A 24348-nucleotide genomic window follows, 5' to 3' on the forward strand; every position below is an offset into this window, starting at 1 on the left:
TTCCTTTCAGCCGCACGACATGTCCGCCGCTTCACCGACCGTTCCGCCGACCGCGTCCCCGAACCCTTCCGCCGATCCCGCGCCTTCGGCCCACACCGGCTGGGCGCTGCTGGCGCTGGCCATCGGCGGATTCGCGATCGGCACGACCGAGTTCGCGGCGATGAGCCTGGTGCCGTTCTTCGCGCCCGACCTCGGCATCGACGTCCCCACCGCCGGCCACGTCATCAGCGCCTATGCGCTGGGCGTGGTCGTGGGCGCGCCGCTGTTCGCGGTGCTTGGCGCCAGGATCCCGCGCCGGACGCTGCTGATCCTGCTGATGCTGGCCTTCGCCATCGGCAACGGGCTCAGCGCGCTGGCGCCGGGCTACCGCGCGATGCTGCTGTTCCGCTTCCTGAGCGGGCTGCCGCACGGCGCCTACTTCGGCGTCGGGGCGCTGGTGGCGGCCTCGATGGTCGTGCCGGCGCGCCGCGCGCAGGCGGTCAGCCTGATGATGCTGGGCCTGACCGTCGCGACCGTCGTCGGCGTGCCGCTGGCCAATGCGCTCGGACAGTGGGCCGGCTGGCGCTGGGGCTTTGGTGTCGTCACGCTGCTGGCGCTGCTGACCGCCGCGCTGGTGGCGATGCACGCGCCGCGCGACCGCGTCCAGCCCGGCGCCAGCGCGATGCGCGAACTCGGCGCGCTGCGCCGCGCCCAGGTCTGGCTGACGCTGGGCATCGCCACCATCGGCTTCGGCGGGATGTTCGCGGTCTACACCTACCTGGGCTCGACGCTGATCGAAGTCACCGGCACCGGCCCCGGCATGCTGCCGCTGGTGCTGAGCGTGTTCGGCATGGGCATGACGGCCGGGACCCTCGGCGCCGCCTGGGCCGCGGACCGCGCGCTGATGCCCACCGTCGGCGGACTGCTGCTGTGGAGCGCCGCGGCGCTGGCGCTGTATCCGTTCGCGGCCGGCCAGCTGTGGACGCTGCTGCCGGCGGTCTTCATGATCGGCTGCGGCGGCGGGCTCGGCGCCGTGCTGCAGACCCGGCTGATGGACGTCGCGGGCGACGCGCAGACGCTGGCCGCGGCGCTCAACCACTCGGCCTTCAACGCGGCCAACGCGCTCGGGCCCTGGCTCGGCGGGCTGACGATCGCGGCCGGATTCGGCTGGACCTCCACCGGATGGGTGGGTGTCGCCCTCGCGTTCGGGGGCTTGGCGATCTGGGCCGTGTCGCGCGCATTCGATCGCCGATAATCCGCGCCTCGTCTTCTGGAGCCCCGCACATGGCCGACTGGCTGCCGCCCACGCGTTACTGGGTGCTGGCGATCTTCATCGCCTCGGCGCTGTATGCCCATTTCCGCGGCCGTGTCCGCTTCAAGCTGGCCCGCGCGCTGACCGACTTCACCGTGCTGATCTCGCCGATCAACGCGGTCATGTACCTGTTCTCCCGCGCCCCTTCCACGCCCTACCTGAAGCCCGCCGACTTCCCCGAGCTGGCGCTGCTGCGCGACAACTGGCAGGTGATCCGCGACGAGGCCCTCAAGCTCAACGACGAGGGCTACATCAAGGCCGCGTCCGGCTACAACGACATCGGCTTCAACTCGTTCTTCCGCACCGGCTGGAAGCGCTTCTACCTGAAGTGGTACGACCGCGACATGGACTCGGCCAACGCGCTGTGCCCCAAGACGGTGGCGCTGCTCAAGCGCATTCCCGGCGTGAAGGCGGCGATGTTCGCGTCGCTGCCGCCGGGCGCGAAGCTGGTGCGCCACCGCGATCCGTACGCGGGCTCGCTGCGCTACCACCTCGGCCTGACCACGCCCAACGATCCGGGCTGCTACATCGACGTCGATGGCCAGCGCTACCACTGGAAGGACGGCGAGGACGTGATGTTCGACGAGACCTTCATCCACTACGCCGAGAACACCACGACGCATCAGCGCGTGATCCTGTTCTGCGACGTCGAACGCCCGGTGTACTTCGCGCCGATCCGCTGGCTGAACCAGGCCTTCGGCAAGCTGGTGATGACCTCGGCCGCGACGCAGAACCTGGAGAGCGAGCCCATCGGCGGACTCAACAAGTTCTTCTATCACGCCTACAAGGTGCGCCTGTTCTTCAAGGCGTTCAAGGCGAGATCCCGCACCGGCTACTACGTCGTCAAGTGGGCGCTGATCCTGGGGATCCTGGCCGCGATCTTCCTGTGAGCGGCCTTTGGGTGGGTCGCCCTACGCCGTGGCGGCCAGCGCGCGCGACAGCGCTGGCGCCTGCGATCCGAGCGCGTACGCGTCCATGCCCAGGCAGCCGAAGGTGACCCCCTCGTGCACGCGCACCGGCGCCGCGGCATGACCGCCCGCGCCGGCGGCGACGAACCACGGCAGCAGATGCTCGTCGGTGGGATGCATCAGCACCGCATGCGGCGCCTGCGCACGGTAGGCCGCGAGCGCGGCCCAGTCGCGCTCGGCCGAGCGCTCCGCGAACCAGCCGCGGAAGGCCGCTGATTCCGGCATCTCCGGCGCGTCCTCGGCGACGCGGCGCCCCGCGGCGTCAGGGCGCATCAGCAGGCGCAGGTTGTGGGTGATGCTGCCGGTGGCGAGGATCAGCACGCCGTCGCGCGAGAGCTGCTCCAGCCGGTCCCCGAGTGCCATCAGCTGGCCCGGCGAGGCGTGCGGCGTCAGCGCCAGCGGCACGACCGGCGTGCTGGCGTCGGGATACATGAAACGCAGCGCGGTCCAGATGCCGTGATCCAGCCCGCCGTGATCGATGACGGGCACGCCCAGCGACTCGCCGAGCGCCGACGCCAGCGCGGGTTCACCGGGCGCGTCGTAGCGCAGCTGGTACAGCGCTGGCGGGAAGCCGCCGAAGTCGTACACCGCCTCGTGGCGCTCGGCGCCGAGCAGCACCGGCTCGCGCGCGGTCGTGTGCGCGGAGACCGCCAGCACGGCCCTGGGCCGGCCCCAGTGGTCGTCCAGCGTCCGGCCGAGCCGCTGCAAGAAGGCGCCGGTGTCACCGGGCTCCAGCGCGATCATCGGCGAGCCGTGCGACACGAACAGGGGAGGGAAATGCGTGTTCATGGCAGTCATTGAACGCCCGATGACTTCCCGGATCGTCTAAACCGGTTGCACGGACTGTTCAAGCCGATTGCATGACTGCATCCCGTCGTCAGCGCGCGGGCATGCGGTTCGCTACAGTCCGCCCATGAGCGCGCACCCGTCCTCCTCGTCCTCCTCGTCTGTTCCGCCTCCCGGCAGCCCGGCGGCTTCGTCTCCGGCTGCTGCCACGTCGGCGTCCTCGCGCCGGCCGCCGTCGCTGTGGCGGCAGATGGCGCTGCAGACCTGGCGCGACTTCCGCGCCGGTGAGCTCTACCTGCTGGTGCTGGCCTTGATGCTGGCGGTCGCCGCCGTGTGCGCGGTGGCCTTCCTGTCCGACCGCCTCGATCAAGGGCTGCGGCGCGATGCGGCTCAGCTGCTGGGTGGTGATGCCGTGGTCGCCAGCGACCAGCCGACGCCGGCGCCGGTGCGCGAGCTCGCGCGCCAGCTGCATCTGCGCAACGTCGACACGCTGAACTTCCCCAGCATGGCGCGCGCGAACGAGGACCAGGGGGGCGGCAGCCGGCTGGTCGCCGTCAAGGCGGTGGGCTCGGACTACCCGCTGCGCGGCGCGCTGACGCTCAAGGACGGCCGCCAGGTCGCCGCGCCGGCGCCCGGCACGGTGTGGGTGGACAGCGGCGTGCTCAGCGCGCTCGGGCTGAAGGTCGGCGATCCGCTGCTGCTGGGCGACGCGACGCTGAAGATCGCCGGCGAGATCTCGAACGAGCCCGACCGGGGCGCCGGCTTCCTGAACTTCGCGCCGCGCGTGATGCTGGCGCAGTCCGACATCGCCGCCACCGCGCTGATTCAGCCGGCCAGCCGCATCACCTACCGCTTCGCGGTGATCGGGCCGGAGGCGGCGATTCAGCAGTTCAACGCGCGGGCCCGCCAGCAGATGAAGGAGGCGAACTGGCGCGGCGTGCGGCTCGAGTCGCTCGAGACCGGCCGCCCCGAGATGCGCCAGACGCTGGACCGCGCGACCAAGTTCTTGAATCTGGTCGCGCTGCTGGCCGCGCTGCTGGCGGCGATCGCGGTCGCGCTGGCGGCGCGCGAATTCGCCAACCGCCACCTGGACGACTGCGCGATGCTGCGCGTGCTCGGCCAGCCGCAGCGGCGCCTGACCTGGGTGTTCACGCTGGAGTTCGCCACCGTCGGCCTGGTGGCGAGCGCGATCGGCGTGCTGCTGGGCTTCCTGCTGCATTTCGGCTTCATCGCGATGCTCGCGGGCCTGATCGAGGTCAACCTGCCGGCGCCCGGCATCTGGCCGGTGCTGCTGGGACTGGGCATGGGCATGAGCCTGCTGCTGGGCTTCGGGCTGCCGCCGGTGCTGCAGCTCGCGGCGGTGCCGCCGCTGCGCGTGATCCGGCGTGAACTGGGCCGGCCCAAGCTGGGGTCGATCGCGGTGCTGCTGGCTGGCGTGCTGGGGTTCGCGGCGGTGCTGACGGCGCTCTCCGCGGACTGGCGCCTGGGCCTGGTGGCCACCGGCGGCTTCGCGGTCGCGCTGGGCGTCTTCGCGCTGCTGGCGTATGGCGCGGTGCTGGCGCTGCGGCGGCTGGTGCCGCAGGCCGGCGCGCCGCGCTGGCTGCTGCTCGCGACCCGGCAGGTCGCCGCGCGGCCGGCCTTCGCGGTGCTGCAGGTGGGCTCGCTGTCGCTGGGGCTGCTGGCGCTGGCGCTGCTGGTGCTGATGCGCACCGACCTGATCGAGAGCTGGCGCGCCGCGACGCCGGCCAACGCGCCGGATCGCTTCGTGATCAACATCCAGCCGGAGCAGGGGCCGGGCTTCCGCGCCGACCTGGAGAAGGCGGGCGTCAAGGACTATGACTGGTATCCGATGATCCGCGGCCGCCTGGTCGCGATCAACGGCGAGACCGTGCGCGCCAGCCGCTTCACCGAGGAGCGCGCGCAGCGGCTGGTGGAGCGCGAGTTCAACCTCAGCCACAGCGCGGCGCTGCCGTCGCACAACCAGCTGTCGGGCGGGAGGTGGACGCCGGAGGACAAGGACGGCGTCAGCGTCGAGCAGGGGCTCGCGGATCAGCTCGGGCTCAAGCTCGGCGACTCGGTGCGCTTCGATATCGCGGGGGTGATGGTGGAATCGAAGATCACCTCGCTGCGCAAGGTCGACTGGGGCTCGATGCGGGTCAACTTCTTCGTGCTGTACCCGCGCGCGGCGATGCCGGAGCTGCCGGTGAGCTACATCTCGGCCTACCGCTCGCCGCAAGGGCAGGGCGGCGCGGCGGCGCTCGACCGCAAGCTGGTCAACGAGTTTCCGAACCTGACGCTGATCGATGTCTCGGCGGAGCTGCAGCAGATCCAGCAGGTGCTGGAGCAGGTGATCATGGCGGTGCAACTGCTGTTCGCGGTGGCGCTGGCGCTGGGCGTGGTCGTGCTGCTGGTGGCGGCGGTCGGCTCACGCGATGCGCGCACCCGGGAGTTCGCGCTGATGCGGGCTTTCGGCGCGTCGAGCGCGCTGATGGCGGCGGTGCAGCGGGCGGAGCTGCTCGGGCTGGGCGCGCTGGCGGGGCTGCTCGCGGGCCTGGCCGCGCAGGCGCTGGGCTGGGCGCTGACGCATTACGCGTTCGAGTTCGAATGGCAGTTCAAGCCCGGCGTGCTGATCGGCACGACGATCGGCGGCGCGGTGCTGGCGCAGCTCGCCGGCTGGTGGGCGCTGCGCGGCGTGCTGCAGCGCCCGGTCGTGCAGACGCTGCGCGAGGCCGACACGAACTGACCCTCTTGCGCCCTCTCCCGCTTGCGGGAGAGGGCAGGGGTGAGGGCCAGCGGCGGTGGAGGTGCGCAAGCCTTCTCAGCGAGCGGCCGCGGCGCGCTCGGCCGATTCGATCGTGTTGACCAGCAGCATCGTGATCGTCATCGGCCCGACGCCGCCCGGCACCGGCGTGATCCAGCCGGCCACTTCCTTCACGCCGTCGAAGTCCACGTCGCCGCACAGCTTGCCTTCCTCCGTGCGGTTCATGCCCACGTCGAGCACCACCGCGCCGGGCTTGACCATGTCCGCCGTCAGCACGTTGCGCTTGCCCACCGCCGCCACGACGATGTCCGCCTGGCGCGTGAAGTGCGCCAGGTCCGGCGTCGCGCTGTGGCATACCGTCACGGTCGCGTTGGCCTGCAGCAGCAGCATCGCCATCGGCTTGCCGACGATGTTGCTGCGCCCGATCACCACCGCGTGCTTGCCCTTGATGTCGTAGCCGATGAACTCCAGCATCTTCATGCAGCCGTACGGCGTGCAGGGCTTGAAGCCGTCCTGGCCGACCATCAGCGCACCGGCGCTGGCCACGTGGAAGCCGTCGACGTCCTTCTCCGGCGCGATCGCCTCGATCACCTTGTGCGCGTCGATGCCCTTGGGCAGCGGCAGCTGCACCAGGATCCCGTGAATCGCCGGATCGTTGTTCAGCGCGTCGACGCGCGCCAGCAGCTGCGCCTCGGTCATCGTGCTCTCGTACTTCTCCAGCACCGAGTGCATGCCGGCGTCCTCGCAGGCCTTGACCTTGTTGCGCACGTAGACCTGGCTCGCCGGGTTGTCGCCGACCAGCACGACGGCCAGGCCGGGCTTCACGCGTCGCGCGCTCAGCGCCGCGGCGCGCGCGGCGACCTCGGCGCGCAGTTGCTTGGACAGGGCGTTGCCGTCGATCAGTTGGGCGGTCATGGGGGTACTCCGGAACTCAGAAATGAAAGAGGCCGCACAGGGCGGCCTCGGGGCATGCGGGGAGGGCTCAGCCAGCCTTGGCGGCCGGCGCCGACGCGCCCAGCGCGATCTTCAGCAGATCGGCCACGGTGTTGGCGTTGAGCTTCTCCATGATGTTGGCGCGGTGCGCCTCGACGGTCTTGATGCTGATGCCCAGGTCATCGGCGATCTGCTTGTTCAGGCGGCCGGCGACGATGCGCTCCAGCACCTGCGCCTCGCGCGTCGTCAGGCGCGACAGCAGCGCGTCGCGGCTGGCCGCTTCCTGCTGCGTCGCGAAGGCGCCGCGGGCCTGGTCCAGCATGCGCTCGACCAGCGACAGCAGCTCTTCTTCCTTGAACGGCTTCTCGATGAAGTCGACCGCGCCCTTCTTCATCGTCTGCACCGCCATCGGCACGTCGCCGTGACCGGTGATGAAGACGATGGGGAGCGGGCTCTTGCGCTCGATCAGCTTGTCCTGCAGGTCCAGGCCGCTCATGCCTTCCATGCGGATGTCGGCGATCAGGCAGGCCACCTCGCGCGGGTCGTAGCGGCTCAGGAAGCTCTCGGCGGAGTCGTAGCACTTGACCCGGTAGTCCTTGCCTTCGAGCAGCCACTGCAAGGAATCTCGCACGGCCTCGTCGTCGTCGACGACGTAGACATTACCCTTCTTCGGAATCAAGCTCATGGTGTTGCTGCAGTGTTGTGAGCAGTGCCCGTCCCCGTGTCTCCGCCCTTGTCATGGCTGGCGAGATGGGACTCCGGACGTGGAATGTCCACGGGGATCGTGAACGCGAACCGGCACCCGACGATGGACGGGCCATTGTAGAGGTTCTCGGCCCGGATCCGGCCCTGGTGGGACTCGATGATGGACCGGCATAACCCTAGGCCGATGCCCAATCCATCGGCCTTCGTGGAGAAGAAGGCCTCGTACATGCGCTCGATGACCTCGACCGGCAGGCCCGGTCCCATGTCGGTCACCGAGAACTCGATGTTGGCGCCCAGCTCGGCCGTGTGCTTGGGCACGACGCGCAGCTCGATGTGCCGGCGCGACGGCGGCAGCGCCGCGTTGTCGATGGCCTCGGCGGCGTTCTTGAGCAGGTTCAGCAGCACCTGCTCGATCAGGATGGGATCGACCCGCATCACCGGCAGCCGCTGCGCGACGTAGGTGTGGATCTGCACGTTGCGGCGCCGCAGCTCGATGCCGGCGAGCTCCACCGCATCCTCCACGATCGAGGCCGCGAAGGCCGGCTGGCGCTGCGGCTCGCTCTTCTTCACGAAGGCGCGGATGCGATGGATGATCTGGCCCGCGCGCTGCGCCTGCTTGGCGGTCTTCTCGAGCGCGACGATCAGGTCGTCCTTCTGGATGTTGTCGCCGCGCACGCGCGACACCATGCCGTTGCAGTAGTTGGTGATCGCGGTCAGCGGCTGGTTGAGCTCGTGCGCGACGCTCGACGCCATCTCGCCCATCGTGATCAGGCGGCTGGTGACCTGCGCCTTCTCGGCCTGCTGCTGCTGCTGGGCCTCGGCATGGCGGCGCGCGGTGATGTCCGTGGCGATCAGCATCTGCGCCAGGCGCCCGTCGGTCCATTGCAGGTAGCGCGCGCGCACGTCGAACCACATGTCCAGCTGCGCGATGAAGACCTCGCGCGAATCGGCGCCGACCTCGGTCAGGTGCTGCGCCGGCAGGCCGCCGTAGTCGTCGACCTCCTCGTCGCTCTCGTAGCCCTCGGCGTAGCCGGCCTCCTTGGCGCTGGTCGCGCCGCCCAGCTGCGAGCCGGCGAGCATCGCGTGCCCCTTCGGATCGGCGCCGAACCACAGCCGGTAGCTGCGGTTGGCGAACAGCAGTTCGCCCTGCTGCACCGACAGCACCGAGACCGCCGCGTCCAGGCCCTCGAGCACCGTGGTGAAGCGCTCGTGCGACGCGGACAGCTGGTCGCGCACCCGCTTGGCCTCGGTGATGTTGGTCATCGAGGTCATCCAGCCGTTCTGCTTGCCCTTGGGGTCGATCAGCGGCGAGACATACATGCGGGCGTCGAAGATGCTGCCGTCCTTGCGCATCACCTTGACCTCGGAGCCGCCGGCCGGGCTGCGGCCCTGCATCTCCTGCTGCAGCAGGCGCAGGTTCTCCTCGTAGCGGTCGGGCGGCCAGTAGGGGAAGGGCGGCTTGCGGCCGATCAGTTCCGACTCCGCGAAGCCGGTCATCGCGCAGAAGGCCGGGTTGACGTAGCTGATGCGCGTCTCCAGGTCCATTGCGCGCATGCCGGTCAGCATGGAGTTCTCCATCGCGCGCCGGAAGTTGGTCTCGGCGGCGAGCGCATTCTGCACCTGCGCGCGCCGGCGCATGTGCTTCCAGGTGCCCAGCAGCATCCAGACGGTCAGCACCGACAGCGCCATCACCATCCAGAACAGCGTGTTGGAGATCAGCCCGATCGAGGTCCGGTAGCCCTGCCCGCGCAGCACCAGGCCGGGGGCGGGCGCCATCGGCACCTCGTAGTAGATCGGCGCGCGCGTGACGCGCCGGCCCGGCATCGGCGTGACGGTGCTGGCCACGACCTGCTCGCGCGGATCGAGCACCGCCACCGCGTGGCGCGAGGTCAGCTCGTTGGGCACCGAGTAGCGCAGCAGGCCCTCGACCGCGTACTCGGCGATCAGCACGCCGGCGAAGCCGTTGCGGTCGCTCAGCGGCAGCTGGATCTGGAAGACGGTGGTGTTGTTGGCGTCGGCGAAGGAGGCCGAGTAGACCCGCGTGCGCCGGTCGCGCGCGGCCTGGAAGGCGCGCTCGGGTTCGCTGTTGGCGTGGCCGTTGGGCATCGACGGGTCGCTGCCCTCCAGCGTCATCAGCGAGTCGGCCTGCTCGCCGATCGCGGCGACGCTGACGCGGCGCTCGCGGCGCGCGTTCAGCCAGGTGATGTGGGTGATCTCGGGCCGGTTGCGCGCGATCGCCATCGCGCGCTGCGTGAACTCGAGGTTGTCGATGGCGCGGTTGGCCAGGTCGCGCTGCAGCGGGATGAGCTGGTCCTCGTTGTCGATCAGGCGCGAGCGGATCTGCTGCTGCGCCATCTCGGTGTCGCGCTTGACGGCCTCGGCCTCGCGCTCGATCTCCTCGTTGCGCAGGTACCAGAAGGCCGAGACGATCGCCGCCAGGAACAGCACCACCGACAGCAGTGGCCCCAGCGTCGCGAAGCGGTCCTGCCGCGACGGGGACTGGCGCCGCCACCATGCCGAGACCAGGCGTTTGACGGGATTCAGGGCACGGCGCGCGAAGCCTTGGACATCGAGGCGGGACAACATGGCCGCGATTATCCCGGCGGCGCCCGCGGCCCCCGGGCGGTGGCCGCTCCGGTTATTCCCGATCCGGGCATTCCCGGATCGCATCGTGAAAGACATCCGTCACGGATCGCCGCCAGAATCGCCCCCGTCATTTCACAATATGGAAACACATCGCGCTATTTGGAAAATATAGGGCTTATGCGACACTCCGCCGCCATAGCCCTTCCGGAGGGTGGCGACGCATGCGCGGCCGCCGGTGTTTTCGTAAGCTCGGCCCTCGCGGACCGATGCCGCGAAGGCCCGTCGGACATGCCGCGCGAGAGATGATCGCCGCGCCCCGAAGGCCGTGATTGAGACCAAGGAGACAAGCCCATGTCCGCGCAGCCCCAGTCGTTCCTCGGCGCAGCCGCCAATGACACCGACGCTCTCGAAACCCGGGAATGGCTGGACGCCCTGTCCGCCGTCATCGGCGAGGAAGGGGGCGAACGCGCCCACTTCCTGCTCGAGACCCTGATCGACCATGCCCGCCAGGCCGGCATCGACGTGCCGTTCTCGGCCAACACCGCCTACGTCAACACCATCCCCGCCGACAGGGAAGAGCGCTTCCCCGGCAACATCGACATCGAGGAGCGCCTGCGCGCCTTCATGCGCTGGAACGCGATGGCGATGGTGGTGCGCGCCAACCGCCTGCATCCGGAGGACGGCGGCGACCTGGGCGGCCACATCTCCAGCTTCGCCTCGCTGGCGACGATGCTGGGCTGCGGCTTCAACCACTTCTGGCACGGTGACGACGGCGTGCACGGCGGGGACCTGCTGTACATCCAGGGCCACAGCGCGCCCGGCATCTACGCCCGCGCCTTCCTGGAAGGCCGCATCACCGAGGAACAGCTGAACAACTTCCGCCAGGAAGTCGACGGCAAGGGCCTGTCGAGCTACCCGCATCCGAAGCTGATGCCCGAGTTCTGGCAGTTCCCGACGGTGTCCATGGGCCTGGGCCCGCTGATGGCGATCTACCAGGCGCGCTTCCTGAAGTACCTGCACGCCCGCGGCATCGCCGACACGTCCAAGCGCAAGGTCTGGGTGTTCCTGGGCGACGGCGAGATGGACGAGCCGGAAAGCCTGGGCGCGATCGGCCTGGCCGCGCGCGAGAAGCTGGACAACCTGATCTTCGTCGTCAACTGCAACCTGCAGCGCCTGGACGGCCCGGTGCGCGGCAACGGCAAGATCATCCAGGAGCTGGAGAGCGAATTCCGCGGCGCCGGCTGGAACGTGATCAAGCTGATCTGGGGCTCGTACTGGGATCCGCTGCTGGCGCGCGACAAGCAGGAGCTGCTGCGCAAGGTCATGATGGAGACGCTGGACGGCGACTACCAGGCCTACAAGGCCAATGACGGCGCGTTCGTGCGCAAGCATTTCTTCGGCAAGCATCCCGAGCTGCTGAAGATGGTGGAGAGCATGTCCGACGAGGACATCTGGCGCCTGAACCGCGGCGGCCACGATCCGCAGAAGGTCTACGCGGCGTACCACAAGGCGGTCAACACCGTCGGCCAGCCCACCGTCATGCTGATCAAGACCGTCAAGGGCTACGGCATGGGCAAGATCGGCGAGGGCAAGAACACCGCGCACCAGACCAAGAAGCTGCAGGACGAGGACATCAAGGCCTTCCGCGACCGCTTCAACATCCCCATCCCGGACAGCGAGCTGGCGAAGATCCCGTTCTACAAGCCGGCCGACGACACGCCCGAGATGCAGTACCTGCAGCAGCGCCGCCAGGCGCTGGGCGGCTACCTGCCCAAGCGCCGCCCGCAGGCCGACGAGTCGCTGAAGGTGCCGGACCTGGCCACCTTCCAGGCCGTGCTGGACCCGACCGCCGAGGGCCGCGAGATCTCGACCACGCAGGCCTACGTCCGCTTCCTGACCACGCTGCTGCGCGACAAGGAACTGGGCCCGCGCACCGTGCCCATCCTGGTCGACGAGGCGCGCACCTTCGGCATGGAAGGCCTGTTCCGCCAGATCGGCATCTACAACCCCGCGGGTCAGAACTACACGCCGGTCGACAAGGACCAGGTCATGTACTACCGCGAGGACAAGGCCGGCCAGATCCTGCAGGAAGGCATCAACGAAGCGGGCGGCATGGCCAGCTGGATCGCCGCGGCGACGTCGTACTCGACGAACAACCGCGTGATGATCCCGTTCTATGTCTACTACTCGATGTTCGGCTTCCAGCGCATCGGCGACCTGGCCTGGGCCGCGGGCGACATGCAGGCGCGCGGCTTCCTGCTGGGCGGCACCTCGGGCCGCACGACGCTGAACGGCGAAGGCCTGCAGCACGAGGACGGCCACAGCCACATCCTGGCCGGCACCATCCCGAACTGCATCAGCTACGACCCGACCTTCGCGCATGAAGTGGCGGTGATCCTGCACTCGGGCCTGAAGCGCATGGTCGAGAACCAGGAGAACGTCTACTTCTACCTGACGCTGCTCAACGAGAACTACCCGATGCCCGGCCTGAAGGCCGGCACCGAGGAGCAGATCCTCAAGGGCATGTACCTGCTGGAGGAGGCCGCCAATCCTCAAGGGGCTCAGCCGCTGACGGTGAACCTGCTGGGCTCGGGCACCATCCTGCGCGAGAGCCAGGAGGCGAAGAAGCTGCTCGAGGCCGACTGGGGCGTGGGCGCGAATGTCTGGTCCTGCCCCAGCTTCAACGAGCTGGCCCGCGACGGCCAGAACGCCGAGCGCTGGAACCTGCTGCACCCGACCGAGCTGGCCTGCGTGCCCTTCGTGACGCAGCAGCTGAGCAAGGTGCAGGGCCCGGTGATCGCGTCGACCGACTACATGAAGAACTACGCCGAGCAGATCCGCGCCTTCATCCCGGCCGGCCGCTCGTACAAGGTGCTCGGCACCGACGGATTCGGTCGCAGCGATTTCCGCTCCAAGCTGCGCGAGCACTTCGAGATCAACCGCCACTACATCGTCGTGGCCGCGCTCAAGAGCCTGGCCGACGAAGGCAAGCTGCCGCAGGCGAAGGTCGCGGAAGCGATCAGGAAGTACGGCATCAACGTCGACAAGATCAACCCGCTGTACGCGTGAACCTGGCCCACCCCCTACCGGCTTCGCCGGCCCCCTCAAGGGGGCGAGCCCGACGGCCTGGCGAAGCCAGTTCCGTGGGCTCCGCTTGGTAAGCCAACCGGTTCAGTAAATTTCTGGAGACACCCAATATGGCATTGGTGGAAGTCAAGGTTCCCGACATCGGGGACTTCAAGGACGTCGCGATCATCGAGCTGCTGGTCAAGCCCGGCGACACGGTGAAGGCGGAGCAGAGCCTGGTCACCGTCGAGTCCGACAAGGCCTCGATGGAGATCCCGTCCTCGGCGGCGGGCGTCGTCAAGGAAGTGAAGGTCAAGCTCGGCGACAAGCTGAACGAAGGTGACCTGATCGTCGTGCTGGAAAGCGACGCCGCCGCAGCGCCCGCGCCGGCCGCCGCCGCTCCCGCTCCCGCGGCCGCCGCTCCGGCGCCGCAGGCCGCCGCGCCCGCGCCGGCCGCGGCCCCGGCCGCATCGGCGGGTCCGGTCGACATCGTCGTGCCCGACATCGGCGACTTCGACGAGGTCGCGGTCATCGAGGTGCTGGTCAAGGTCGGCGACACCGTCAAGCAGGAACAGAGCCTGATCACGGTCGAGTCCGACAAGGCCTCGATGGAGATCCCGTCCTCGCATGGCGGCGTGATCAAGCAGCTGCTGGTCAAGCTCGGCGACAAGGTGTCCAAGGGCTCGAAGATCGCCGTGATTGAGGCGGCCGGCGGCGCTGCCGCCCCGGCTCCGGCGGCCGCCCCGGCGCAGGCCGCGGCAACCCCCGCGCCGGCCACCGCGAGCGCGCCCGCGCCGGCCGAGCGCCAGGTCCCGACCGCCGCGCTGCCGCCGCATGAGCCGACCCAGCCCACCGGCAGGCTGCCGCACGCCTCGCCCAGCATCCGCAAGCTCGCCCGCGAGCTGGGCGTGCCGCTCGAGGAAGTGAAGGGCTCCGGCGCCAAGGGCCGCATCACCGAGTCCGACGTGCAGTCCTTCGTCAAGTCGGTGATGGCCGGCGCGGCGCAGACCGCCGCGCAGAAGGCCGCCGCCCCGGCCGGTGCCGGCGGCGGCGCCTTCCCGGGCCTGCTGCCCTGGCCCAAGGTGGACTTCGAGAAGTTCGGCCCGGTCGAGCGCAAGGACCTGTCGCGGATCAAGAAGATCAGCGGCGCCAACCTGCATCGCAACTGGGTCACGATCCCGCACGTCACCAACCACGACGACGCGGACATCACCGAGCTGGAAGCCTTCCGCGTCCAGTTGAACAAGGAGAACGAGAAGTCCGGCATCAAGGTGACGATGCTGGCCTTCATGATCAAGGCGACCGTCGCGGCGCTGAAGAAGTTCCCCGAGTTCAACGCCTCGCTCGACGGCGACACCCTGGTCCTGAAGAACTACTTCCACATCGGCTTCGCCGCCGACACGCCCAACGGGCTGGTCGTGCCGGTGATCCGCGACTGCGACAAGAAGGGCATCTTCCAGATCAGCCAGGAGATGTCGGAACTGGCCAAGAAGGCGCGCGACGGCAAGCTGGGCCCGGCCGACATGACCGGCGGCTGCTTCTCGATCTCGTCGCTGGGTGGCATTGGCGGCACCTACTTCACGCCGATCATCAATGCCCCCGAGGTCGCGATCATGGGCGTGTGCAAGTCGCAGACGCGTCCGGTGTGGGACGGCAAGCAGTTCGCGCCGCGCCTGATCCTGCCGCTGTCGCTGAGCTGGGACCACCGCGTCATCGACGGCGCGGCCGCGGCCCGCTTCAACGTGTATTTCGCGTCTCTGCTGGCGGACTTCCGTCGCATCGCCCTCTGATCGGAAGGACCGGACATGGCATTGGTTGAAGTCAAGGTTCCCGACATCGGGGACTTCAAGGACGTCGCGATCATCGAGGTCCTGGTCAAGGTCGGCGACACGATCAAGCAGGAGCAGAGCCTGGTCACCGTCGAGTCCGACAAGGCCTCGATGGAGATCCCGTCCTCGACGGCCGGCGTGGTCAAGGAGCTCAAGGTCAAGCTGGGCGACAAGATCAACCAGGGCGACCTGATCGTCGTGCTGGAGAGCGACGCGGCGGCGGCAGCCGCGCCGGTCGCATCGGCTCCGGCTCCGGCGCCGGCCGCTCCCGCGGCGGCGCCCGCTGCCGCGGCGCCGGCCCCGCGGGCCGCCACCTACACCGGCCCCGCCGAAGGCGAGTACGACGTGATCGTGCTCGGCGGCGGTCCCGGCGGCTATTCGGCGGCGTTCCGCGCGGCCGACCTGGGCCTGAAGGTCGCGCTGGTGGAGCGCTACGCGACGCTGGGCGGCGTCTGCCTGAACGTAGGCTGCATCCCGTCCAAGGCGCTGCTGCACGTGGCCGCGGTGATGGACGAGGTCAAGCACTTCGCCGACCTGGGCGTCGAGTTCGGCGAGCCCAAGGTCGAGCTGCCCAAGCTGCTGACCCACAAGAAGAAGGTGATCGGCAAGCTGACCGGCGGCCTGGCCATGATGGCCAAGATGCGCAAGGTCACCGTCGTGCGCGGCTACGGCACGCTGCTGGACGCCAACCACCTGTCGGTCGAGGAGACCGGCGGCGAGGGCCAGGAGCGCACCGGCAAGACGCAGACGCTGAAGTTCAGGAAGATCATCCTGGCCGCGGGCTCGCAGGCGGTGCGCCTGCCCTTCATGCCCAGCGACCCGCGCGTGATCGACTCGACCGGCGCGCTGGAGCTCAACACGAGCCCCAAGCGCATGCTGATCGTCGGCGGCGGCATCATCGGCCTGGAGATGGGCACGGTGTACTCGACGCTGGGCGCGCGCCTGGACGTGGTGGAAATGCTGCCCACGCTGATGACCGGCGCGGATCGCGACCTGGTCAAGGTCTGGCAGAAGATGAACGCGCCGCGCTTCGACAACATCATGTTGAACACGAAGACGGTCGCGGCCGAGGCCACGCCGCAAGGCATCAAGGTCAGTTTCGAAGGCGAGGGCGCCCCGAAGGAGCCGCAGGTCTACGACCTGGTGCTGCAGGCGGTGGGCCGCACGCCCAACGGCAGGAAGATCGGCGCGGACAAGGCTGGCGTCGCGGTCACCGACCGCGGCTTCATCCCGGTCGACGTGCAGATGCGCACCAACGTGCCCAACGTCTTCGCCATCGGCGACATCGTCGGCCAGCCGATGCTGGCCCACAAGGCGGTGCACGAGGGCCATGTGGCGGCGGAAGTCATCGCCGGCGAGCTGCTCGGCGACGACGCGCTGGCCAAGTCGCGCTTCGACGCGCGCGTGATCCCCAGCGTCGCCTACACCGATCCGGAAGTGGCCTGGGTCGGCGTGACCGAGGACGAGGCCAAGGCGCGCGGCATCAAGGTCAAGAAGGGCCTGCTGCCGTGGACTGCCTCGGGCCGCGCGATCGCCAACGGGCGTGACGAGGGCTTCACCAAGCTGCTGTTCGACGAGGAGACCCACCGCATCATCGGCGGCGGCATCGTCGGCACGCATGCGGGCGACATGATCGGCGAGATCGCGCTGGCGATCGAGATGGGCGCGGACGCGGTCGACATCGGCAAGACCATCCACCCGCATCCGACGCTGGGCGAGTCCATCGGCCTGGCCGCGGAAGTCGCGCACGGCTCGTGCACCGACGTCCCGCCGGCGCGCAAGTAGGCGCCGGGCCCGGAGCACGCGAGCGGATGCTGGTCCTGGACGCCGCCGCCACCGCGCGGGCCCTGCCGTGGTCCCTCCTGATGGAGGAGATCGCGCTGGTGTGCCGCGAGCACCGCGACGGCCGCCTGACCTGTCCGCCGCGGCAGGTCTTGCCGCTGCGCCAGGACGGCGTGCTGCTGGTGATGCCCTGCCTGAGCGACACGCTGTCGATCACCAAGCTCGTCAGCGTGCATCCGCTCAACGCGCCGCTGGGACTGCCGACGATCTCGGGCGAGGTCGTCGTGCTGGACAGCCGCACCGGTCAGCGCCTGGCGGTGCTGGACGGTCCCGCGCTGACCGCGCGCCGCACGGCCGCGGTCAGCATGCTGGCGCTGCAGCACCTGGCCCGCCAGGCGCCGCGCCGCGCGCTGGTCGTCGGCGGCGGCGTGCAGGCGCGGGCGCACGTCGAGGCGCTCCAGGCGCTGCATCCGCAGGCCACCATCCACGTGCAGGCGCACCAGTCGGTGCCGGCCTTCGTCGAGGAGCTCGGCGTCGAGCCGCTCCCGGCCGAATCGCAGACGCGCCATCCCTGGGACGTGATCGTCTGCGCGACCACGAGCCGCGTGCCGGTGCTGCGGCCCGGCGTTGGCGAAGGGGCGGTGGTGATCGGCGTCGGCGCGTTCCGCGACGACATGGTCGAGCTGCCGCCCGAGCTGGTGCGCGGAGCGCAGGTCTGGGTCGACGACCCGGTGGGCGCGCAGGCCGAGGCCGGCGACCTGATGGCGGCCGGCCGCTTCGAGCCGCAGGCCTCGATCGAGGACCTCGTGATGGGGCATGCGCCGGTCGACGACGGCCGCACGCGGCTGTTCAAGAGTGTCGGCTGCGCCCGCTGGGACCTCGCCGCCGCGCGCGTCGCGGTGCGCGGCTGAGCCCGCGCGGCGGGCCTTGCGTTGACCTCAGGCCTCGTCCAGCAGCGGACGCAGCGCCTCATCCCACTGCTCGAGCTCGTCCGCCGACAGATGCAGCCAGGCCATCGCGGCCTCGCGGTGCACGGCCCAGTCGACGTCCGCGTCCAGTCCCTCGTGCTGGCGCATCAGCTGCTCGGCGATCAGGCCGGCGGCGATCAGCGTGCGGACCTCGGGCTCGATCGAGTCGTCGGTCAGCGCCTCGAAGTCGTGATGCAGCCGGATGGCGGTCATCAGCTCCGGCGCCAGATGCCAGACCTTGATCACCAGCGCGCCCACCACGGCGTGGTCGGTGCGGTGGTTGATGTTCTCGGTCTTGATGTAGGGGCGGTCGATGCGGGCCGCGGCTTCGACCATGGTCGCGCCGTAGCCGCGCACGCTCTGCAGCAGCACCGGCATGCCGACATGGCAGAACAATCCGTAGCTCTGCGCCAGGTCCACGCGCATGCCGGGCAGCTGATGCGCGATGAAGCCCATCGCGGTCGCGCGCTTGGCCGAGCGCTGCCAGAAGCGCAGCAGGTGCGGACTGTTGACCGGAATGGCATGCCGGACCAGGAAGGCCTGCATCAGCGCGGCGCTCTCGTCCAGGCCCAGCCGGTACATCGCCTGCCCGACGGTGGCGCAGGGCACGTTGCCTGCCACGAGATGCAGCGGGCTGTTGGCCACGCGCAGCAGCGTCGCGGACATGGCCACGTCCGCGGCGGCGATGCGGGCCACCTCGTTGAGGTCGGGCTGGGGCAGGGACATCGCCGCGCGCAGCCGCTGCAGCAGCTCCGGGCACGGGGGGATCTGGATCTGGCGCAGCGGCCCGTTGGCGCGGGCCTGGTCCAGTTCCTGGCGGACGGCTTGGGTCTTCATGTGAGCGCCGGATTATCCCGGCGCGCCCCGACCCGCCGCGTGAAGGGGTTGCGGCAAATTGCCGGTTGTCCGCGGCGGCATCGCGGTTCGTCCGGGAGTGGATGCGGAGGCGGATACATTGCAGCGCATGTCACGATTCGTCACTCGCAGCGCGACGCGCATGCGCCGGGCCTTTCGGCCGGCGCTGGCCGCGCTGGCGTGCGTGGTGGGGCTGTGGTCGGCGCTGGCCTGGGGCTGGGACCGGGAGCGGCTGACCGAATCGGCGGCGAAGCTGTCGCCGAAGACGCAGGCCGCGGTGAAGGCCATGATCCAGATGGCCGAACACGCGGCGGCGCAGCCCGACGAGCGCGACCGGCTCGTGACGGTCAACAACTTCTTCAACCAGCGCATCGCGTTCCGGGACGACATCGAGGTCTGGGGCCAGGTCGACTACTGGGCCACGCCGCTGGAGATGCTGGACAAGGGCGCCGGCGATTGCGAGGACTACGCGATCGGCAAGTACATGAGCCTGCTGGCGGCAGGCGTGCCGCAGTCCCGGCTGCGGATGGTCTACGTGCGGGCGCAGTTCCAGGGACGGCCCCAGGCGCACATGGTCCTGGCCTACTATCCGCAGCCGGAGGCGGAGCCTCTGATTCTGGACAATATCAACCCCGAGATCCGGCCAGCGTCCTTGCGGCCGGATCTGACACCGGTGTTCAGCTTCAACGGGGAGGGCCTGTGGAGCGGCGTCGGCGCCACGACGGCGGGCAATCCGCTGGTGCGGCTGTCGCTGTGGCGCGACCTGCTGGCCAAGGCCAAGGCGGAGGGCTTCTGATGCACGGGGCTGGACACGGCGAGACGACGGGCGACGGAGAATTCAACACATGTCCCTGATAAGACAAATCTGGTGCCTGGTCCTGGGCGCGGTGCTGGCCTCGGTGCTGGGCGGGGTGGCGGTGAGCACCTGGTCGCTGCGCGAGCTGCTGCAGACGCAGGCGCAGCTGAAGAACGCCGACAACGCGAATGCGCTGGCGCTGGCGCTGTCGCAGCAGAAGGGCGACGCGGAGCTGATGTCGCTGCTGATCTCGGCGCAGTTCGACGCGGGCGCCTACGAGAGCGTGCGCTGGCGCGACGCGGGCGGGGCGCAGGTGTTCGAGCGGCATCTGGAGACGCCGCAGATCTCGCATGCGCCGGGCTGGTTCGTGGCGCTGCTGCCGCTGGAGGTGGCGCCGGGCGTGGCCAAGGTGTCGGATGGCTGGAAGTCGGCCGGCGAGATCGAGCTGCGCGGCCAGACCGGCTACGTGCACGAGGCGCTGTGGCGCGCGACGATGAGCACGGCGAGCTGGCTGCTGCTGGTGGGCGTGATCACCGGCGTGGCGGCGGCGATCGTGCTGTCGCGGCTGCGGCGGCCGCTGGACACCGCGGTGCGGCAGGCCGAGGGCGTCACGCAGGGGCGCTTCGAGACGGTGCTGGAGCCCCGCGTGCCGGAGATGCGCAAGCTCACCAGCGCGATGAACACGATGGTGGTGCGCACGCGCCAGATGTTCGAGGCGCAGGCCGAGCAGCTGCGCACGCTGCATCACCAGCTGCTGTGCGACGAGCTGACGGGGCTGTCGCACCGGCGGCAGTTCGTGGCCGAGCTCAATTCGGCGCTCGAGCGCGACGACGGACCCTTGCGCGCCGGCCTGGTGCTGCTGCGGCTCAAGGACCTGCAGGGCCTGAACCAGCGGCTCGGCCATGGCGCGACGGACCAGGCGCTGATGGCGATCGCGCAGGCGCTGCGCGTCTATCCGGAGCAGGTGCGAGGCTGCCTGGCGGGGCGGCTGAATGGCTCGGACTTCGCGCTGTGGCTGCCGGCGCCGAACGTGGTCGGCGACACGGCGCAGGCGCTGGCCGACGCGCTGCGCGCCGGCTTGCAGAACCTGGGATCGGGGGTTGGCGTCGCGCTGGGCGCGGTCGAGCTGATGCGCGACCAGCCGATGAGCGCCTGGTTCGCCGCGGCCGATGCGGCGCTGGCGAAGGCGGAGCAGGGCGAGGGCGTCGTGCTGGAGCTGCGCGAGGCGCCGCCGTCGGACGAGGTCGCGCAGGGCGAGCGCGCATGGCGCGCGTTGATCTCGGACGCGCTGGCGCAGCAGCGCAGCCGGCTGCTGGAGTTCCCGCTGATCGGCCGCGACCGGCAGGTGTTGCATCTGGAATGTCCGCTGCAGCTGAAGCTGAACCCCGTCGGCGAATTCGAGCCCGCGGCGCGCTGGCTGCCGCTGGCCTTGCGGCATCGCTTGAGCGCCGAGGCCGACCTGCAGGCGCTGGCGCTGGCGCTGCAGGCCTCGCAGCAGGACCGCCGGCCGCGCTGCGTCAACGTGGCGCCGGCCTCGCTCAACGACGGCAGCTTCATCGCCCGGGCGCGCGAGCTGGTGCAGGCCGCGCCGTCGGCGGCGCGGCGGCAGATCGGTCTGGAGCTCGCGGAGCCCGCGGCCGTGCAGCATTTCGAGGCGCTGCAGGAGCTCGGCCGCCAGTTGAGGCCGCTGGGGGTTCAACTGGGCCTGGAGCACGCGGGTGCGGGACTGGCTCAAATCGATCGTCTTTTCCAGGCGGGCCTGGACTACGTGAAGCTGGACAGCGCGGTGGTGTCGGGGGTGTCGGCGGACGTGGCGCGGGCGGCCTTCGTGCGCAGCCTGGTGGTCATGCTGCGCAGCCTGTCGCTGAAGGTCTACGCGGAGGGCGTGACGGACGCGCTCGACGCGCAGGCGCTGTGGGACTGCGAGCTCGACGGCATCACCGGTCCGTGGGCCTCGGCGCAGGAGATCAAGCCCTGACTCATCGAAGTCGGTGAATCGCTTGATGGCCGTCAAGCACTCTTGCCAAGCGTTTTGAAGCTCTCAGAATCCGCGCCTTCCTCTTGTCGCTGAAAGAGCAGGTGCAGAATGTCCGCCGTTCTCCAACCGATTGAACCGTTCATGCCGCGCGTCGATTTCCATGTCCAGATTGACGAGCAGATCAAGGCCCGCGTCGAGGCGCTCGCCACGCGCATCAACGTGGACATGAGCGAACTCGTCGAGTTCCTCGTCAAGCGCTGGGTCGAGCGCACGGATCCCGACGAGCCTGACGTGACCCTCCATGAAGTACTCATGGAGCGCCGTCTCGACAACGGCGTGAAGGCAGCGTTGCGCGGGGACTTGGTGCCCGAAGAGGAAATCGAGGCCGAAGACGCGCAGATGATGGCTGACATCCGCCGTCGCCAGGAGCGCGGTGGGTGAAGGCCCGCTGGACCCGCGAAGCCCGAGCCCAACTCCAGCGTCAAGTCCGATATCTCGCGGCGCGCAATCAGCAGGCAGCCGATCGGCTCTACGTTGATGCGCGCGCCGCTGCGGACCTGATCGCGCGACATCCGGAGTTTGGCCGGCGCATCGACCCTCGCGTGCGGGAGTGGGGGGTTGGAAAGGACAAACGTTACGTGCTTCGCTACGTCGCGAAGATCGTCGTCGTCGAGATCGTGGAGTTCTGGCACACCGCGCAAGACCGTCCGTTGGCGGCCTGAGCGGGACGCGCTGTCAGTCGATATCCGCCGTATGCAACGGATACCCGTTGCCGCCGCGGCGGTCGTCGAAGAAGCGCTGCAGCGCTTCGCGGATCGTGTGGAAGGCGATCTCGTCCCAGGGGATCTCGTGCTCGTGGAAGAGCTTCGCTTCCAGCGTCTCCGGACCCGGATCGAACTCGGGGCTCAGCAGCTTCGCGCGGTAGAACAGGTGCACCTGGCCGACGCGCACCACGTTCATCACGCAGTACAGGTTCTGCAGCTCGATCCGCGCGCCGGCCTCCTCGACCGTCTCGCGCGCCGCGCCCTCGGCGAGCGTCTCGCCCAGCTCCATGAACCCCGCCGGCAGCGTCCACTTGCCCAGCCGCGGCTCGATCGCGCGCTTGCACAGCAGCACCTGCTCGCCCCAGACCGGCAGCGTGCCCACGACGTTCAACGGATTCTCGTAATGGATCGCCCCGCACACCGTGCAGGTCGCCCGCTCCCGGTTGTCATCGGCCGGCACGCGGTACTCGATCTGACCGCCGCAGGTGGAGCAATGCTGATGGCGCCGCGCTTGGAACATGGGGCGCAGTGTAGCGGCCTCACATGGCATGATCGCCGGCCATGGAGCTCTACAACTACTTCCGTTCGTCCGCCTCGTACCGCGTCCGCATCGCGATGGCGCTCAAGGGCCTGGACTTCGACTACAAGTCCGTGCACCTCGCGAAGAACGAGCAGTTCAACGAGTCGTACGCCAGCGTCTCCGCCTCGCGCCTCGTGCCGCTGCTCAAGGACGGCGACGCCATCGTCACGCAGTCGATGGCGATCATCGAGTACCTCGACGAGCAGTACCCCGAGCCCTCCCTGCTCCCCGGGGACGCGCTCTGCCGCGCCTACATCCGCGCGCTGTCGCAGGACATCGCCTGCGAGATCCATCCGCTGAACAACCTGCGGGTGCTGCGCTACCTGGTCAAGGACCTGGGCGTCGGCGACGAGAACAAGACCCGCTGGTACCAGCATTGGGTCGAGAGCGGCCTGTCGGTCGTCGAGCACCGGCTGAAGGCGGAAGGGCGCTCGGGCCGCTTCTGCTTCGGCGACGCGCCGACGATGGCCGATTGCCTGCTCGTGCCGCAGGTGTTCAACGCGCAGCGCTTCGACTGCCGGCTCGACCACGTGCCCACCGTCATGAAGATCCATGCGAACTGCATGGCGCTCGACGCCTTCAGCCAGACGCAGCCGAGCGCCTGTCCCGATGCGGAATGACGCGCCTGGCGCCGGCCCGCATCCCGACTGGCTGCGTCCGGACTGGGACGCGCCGCAGGTCCAGGCCTTCATGACGACGCGCGCGGGCGGCGTCAGCGGCGGCGCCGGCGGCGTGGAGGGATCGGCTGACCAGCGCGGGCTGGCGAGCCTGAACCTCGGCCGCTCGGTCGGCGACGATCCGGCGAATGTCATCGAGAACCGGCGCCGCGTCGCCGCCGCGATCGGTGGCGAGCCGGTGTTCCTGAAGCAGGTTCACGGGACCGCCGTGTTGCGCCTGCGCGCCGGGCACGCGTTGCCCGGCGCCGATCCCGAGCCCGCCGATGCCGCGATCAGCACCGATCCGGCGCTCGCCTGCGCGGTGATGGTCGCGGACTGCCTGCCGGTGCTGTTCGCCGGTCCGGGTGTGGTGGGCGCGGCGCATGCGGGCTGGCGGGGACTCGCCGGCGGCGTGCTCGAGCGCACGGTCGCCGCGATGCGCGAGGCCGCCGGCTGCGACGGCGCATCGATCCGCGCCTGGATGGGCGCCTGCATCGGACCGGCGCGGTTCGAGGTCGGCGCCGACGTGCTCGAGGCCTTCGGCGTCGAGCCGCTCCATCGCGATCAGCCCCTGTTCCGCTTCCAGCCCAACGCGCAGGGCGAGCCGCGCTGGCGCGCCGACCTCTACGGCCTGGCGCGGCGCAGGCTCGATGCCGTCGGCCTTCACGCCATTTCGGGCGGCGGCTGGTGCACGCTCAGCGAGCCTTCACGGTTCTTTTCGTTCCGGCACGAGCGCGTCGACGGCCTGCGCAGCGGGCGCATGGCCGCGGTCATCCGGCTGCGCTGAGCCAGCCCCGGCCGAGGGCGCCGCTGGCGCCCCCCGCGCCGCGGCTTCGGCGGTTTCCGCCTTCCTTCGCCGCGCGCGCCGCTGCGGCGTGCCCATCAGGTACATCACGATCGACAACGGGACCAGCCCGTAGAGCACGAACGTCACCAGCGCGCCGAGCACCGAGCCCTGCGGACTGAAGGCCTCGGCCACGGCCATCATCAGCACCACATACATCCAGGCGATGGCAACCAGATACATCAACGATTTCCTCGGGG

20 protein-coding genes are annotated in these 24348 nt (G+C 69.7%); 13 read left to right on the plus strand and 7 right to left on the minus strand.

All coding sequences use genetic code 11. From position 1 onward, the window contains the following. Positions 1 to 19 precede the first annotated feature (19 nt). Entirely contained in the window at positions 20 to 1234 is a 1215-nt protein-coding gene (locus ACEN96_RS09045; protein ID WP_495587687.1) for an MFS transporter, read from the plus strand. A gap of 29 nt (positions 1235 to 1263) precedes the next feature. Then, positions 1264 to 2181 carry an aspartyl/asparaginyl beta-hydroxylase domain-containing protein gene (locus tag ACEN96_RS09050; protein WP_495587688.1) on the plus strand — a complete coding sequence of 306 codons (918 nt, stop codon included), beginning with the start codon at positions 1264 to 1266 and terminating at the stop codon, positions 2179 to 2181. 21 nt (positions 2182 to 2202) lie between these two features. Here the strand turns inward: ACEN96_RS09050 and ACEN96_RS09055 are convergent, their stop codons facing one another. Then, entirely contained in the window at positions 2203 to 3048 is an 846-nt protein-coding gene (locus ACEN96_RS09055; protein WP_495587689.1) for a dioxygenase family protein, read from the minus strand. A 247-nt stretch (positions 3049 to 3295) separates the two neighbouring features. On the opposite strand from ACEN96_RS09055, the gene ACEN96_RS09060 reads away from it, so the two are divergent. Next, a complete protein-coding gene (locus tag ACEN96_RS09060; protein WP_495588585.1) occupies positions 3296 to 5788 on the plus strand; it encodes an ABC transporter permease in 2493 nt (830 codons plus the stop codon). 75 nt (positions 5789 to 5863) lie between these two features. Here the strand turns inward: ACEN96_RS09060 and folD are convergent, their stop codons facing one another. The 3 genes from folD to ACEN96_RS09075 form a co-directional block, all read right to left on the minus strand. Beyond that, on the minus strand, positions 5864 to 6721 hold the full coding sequence (folD, locus tag ACEN96_RS09065) for a bifunctional methylenetetrahydrofolate dehydrogenase/methenyltetrahydrofolate cyclohydrolase FolD (RefSeq protein ID WP_495587690.1): 858 nt from the start codon (positions 6719 to 6721) through the stop codon (positions 5864 to 5866). Between the two features lie 67 nt (positions 6722 to 6788). Next, positions 6789 to 7424, minus strand: a complete 636-nt coding sequence (locus tag ACEN96_RS09070) for a response regulator transcription factor (RefSeq protein ID WP_343642846.1) — start codon at positions 7422 to 7424, stop codon at positions 6789 to 6791. Continuing rightward, a complete protein-coding gene (locus tag ACEN96_RS09075) occupies positions 7421 to 10030 on the minus strand; it encodes a PAS domain-containing sensor histidine kinase (protein ID WP_495587691.1) in 2610 nt (869 codons plus the stop codon). The genes ACEN96_RS09070 and ACEN96_RS09075 overlap by 4 nt, the downstream gene beginning before the upstream one ends. Before the next feature lie 351 nt (positions 10031 to 10381). Here ACEN96_RS09075 and aceE point away from each other — a divergent pair, with 351 nt between their 5' ends. The 4 genes from aceE (at position 10382) to ACEN96_RS09095 (ending at position 17618) form a co-directional block, all read left to right on the plus strand. After that, the gene (aceE, locus tag ACEN96_RS09080) at positions 10382 to 13099 is read left to right on the plus strand and encodes a pyruvate dehydrogenase (acetyl-transferring), homodimeric type (protein ID WP_495587692.1); all 2718 of its coding nucleotides are present in this window, start codon (positions 10382 to 10384) and stop codon (positions 13097 to 13099) included. 128 nt (positions 13100 to 13227) lie between these two features. Further along, the gene (gene aceF, locus ACEN96_RS09085; protein WP_495587693.1) at positions 13228 to 14886 is read left to right on the plus strand and encodes a dihydrolipoyllysine-residue acetyltransferase; all 1659 of its coding nucleotides are present in this window, start codon (positions 13228 to 13230) and stop codon (positions 14884 to 14886) included. 15 nt (positions 14887 to 14901) lie between these two features. Next, the gene (gene lpdA / locus ACEN96_RS09090) at positions 14902 to 16710 is read left to right on the plus strand and encodes a dihydrolipoyl dehydrogenase (RefSeq protein WP_495587694.1); all 1809 of its coding nucleotides are present in this window, start codon (positions 14902 to 14904) and stop codon (positions 16708 to 16710) included. Between the two features lie 26 nt (positions 16711 to 16736). Next, the gene (locus ACEN96_RS09095; RefSeq protein WP_495587695.1) at positions 16737 to 17618 is read left to right on the plus strand and encodes a delta(1)-pyrroline-2-carboxylate reductase family protein; all 882 of its coding nucleotides are present in this window, start codon (positions 16737 to 16739) and stop codon (positions 17616 to 17618) included. Between the two features lie 27 nt (positions 17619 to 17645). On the opposite strand, the gene ACEN96_RS09100 is transcribed toward ACEN96_RS09095, so the two are convergent. Further along, the gene (locus ACEN96_RS09100; protein ID WP_495587696.1) at positions 17646 to 18512 is read right to left on the minus strand and encodes an HDOD domain-containing protein; all 867 of its coding nucleotides are present in this window, start codon (positions 18510 to 18512) and stop codon (positions 17646 to 17648) included. Between the two features lie 127 nt (positions 18513 to 18639). On the opposite strand from ACEN96_RS09100, the gene ACEN96_RS09105 reads away from it, so the two are divergent. From ACEN96_RS09105 to ACEN96_RS09120, 4 genes are all read left to right on the plus strand, one after another. Next, positions 18640 to 19326: a transglutaminase-like cysteine peptidase gene (locus tag ACEN96_RS09105; RefSeq protein ID WP_495587697.1), complete on the plus strand. Its 687-nt coding sequence runs from the start codon at positions 18640 to 18642 to the stop codon at positions 19324 to 19326. 49 nt (positions 19327 to 19375) lie between these two features. Then, positions 19376 to 21304, plus strand: coding sequence for an EAL domain-containing protein (locus ACEN96_RS09110; RefSeq protein ID WP_495587698.1), 1929 nt, complete (start codon positions 19376 to 19378; stop codon positions 21302 to 21304). A gap of 108 nt (positions 21305 to 21412) precedes the next feature. After that, on the plus strand, positions 21413 to 21745 hold the full coding sequence (locus ACEN96_RS09115) for a hypothetical protein (RefSeq protein ID WP_495587699.1): 333 nt from the start codon (positions 21413 to 21415) through the stop codon (positions 21743 to 21745). Beyond that, complete coding sequence (locus tag ACEN96_RS09120) at positions 21742 to 22026, plus strand: type II toxin-antitoxin system RelE/ParE family toxin (protein WP_495587700.1); 285 nt, start codon at positions 21742 to 21744, stop codon at positions 22024 to 22026. Before ACEN96_RS09115 ends, ACEN96_RS09120 begins: the two co-directional genes overlap by 4 nt. A 13-nt stretch (positions 22027 to 22039) precedes the next feature. Here ACEN96_RS09120 and ACEN96_RS09125 read toward each other — a convergent pair whose 3' ends face one another. Further along, positions 22040 to 22588, minus strand: coding sequence for an NUDIX hydrolase (locus ACEN96_RS09125; RefSeq protein WP_495587701.1), 549 nt, complete (start codon positions 22586 to 22588; stop codon positions 22040 to 22042). A gap of 41 nt (positions 22589 to 22629) precedes the next feature. Between ACEN96_RS09125 and maiA the strand changes: the two genes are divergently transcribed. Together maiA and pgeF are read left to right on the plus strand one after the other, a co-directional pair. Continuing rightward, positions 22630 to 23268: a maleylacetoacetate isomerase gene (gene maiA, locus ACEN96_RS09130; protein WP_495587702.1), complete on the plus strand. Its 639-nt coding sequence runs from the start codon at positions 22630 to 22632 to the stop codon at positions 23266 to 23268. After that, positions 23258 to 24091, plus strand: a complete 834-nt coding sequence (gene pgeF, locus ACEN96_RS09135; protein ID WP_495587703.1) for a peptidoglycan editing factor PgeF — start codon at positions 23258 to 23260, stop codon at positions 24089 to 24091. The genes maiA and pgeF overlap by 11 nt, the downstream gene beginning before the upstream one ends. Here pgeF and ACEN96_RS09140 read toward each other — a convergent pair. Beyond that, positions 24011 to 24331: a hypothetical protein gene (locus ACEN96_RS09140; RefSeq protein ID WP_495587704.1), complete on the minus strand. Its 321-nt coding sequence runs from the start codon at positions 24329 to 24331 to the stop codon at positions 24011 to 24013. The genes pgeF and ACEN96_RS09140 overlap by 81 nt on opposite strands. Positions 24332 to 24348 lie beyond the last annotated feature (17 nt).

The sequence above is a fragment of the Roseateles sp. Mitsp63 genome (assembly GCF_059491535.1).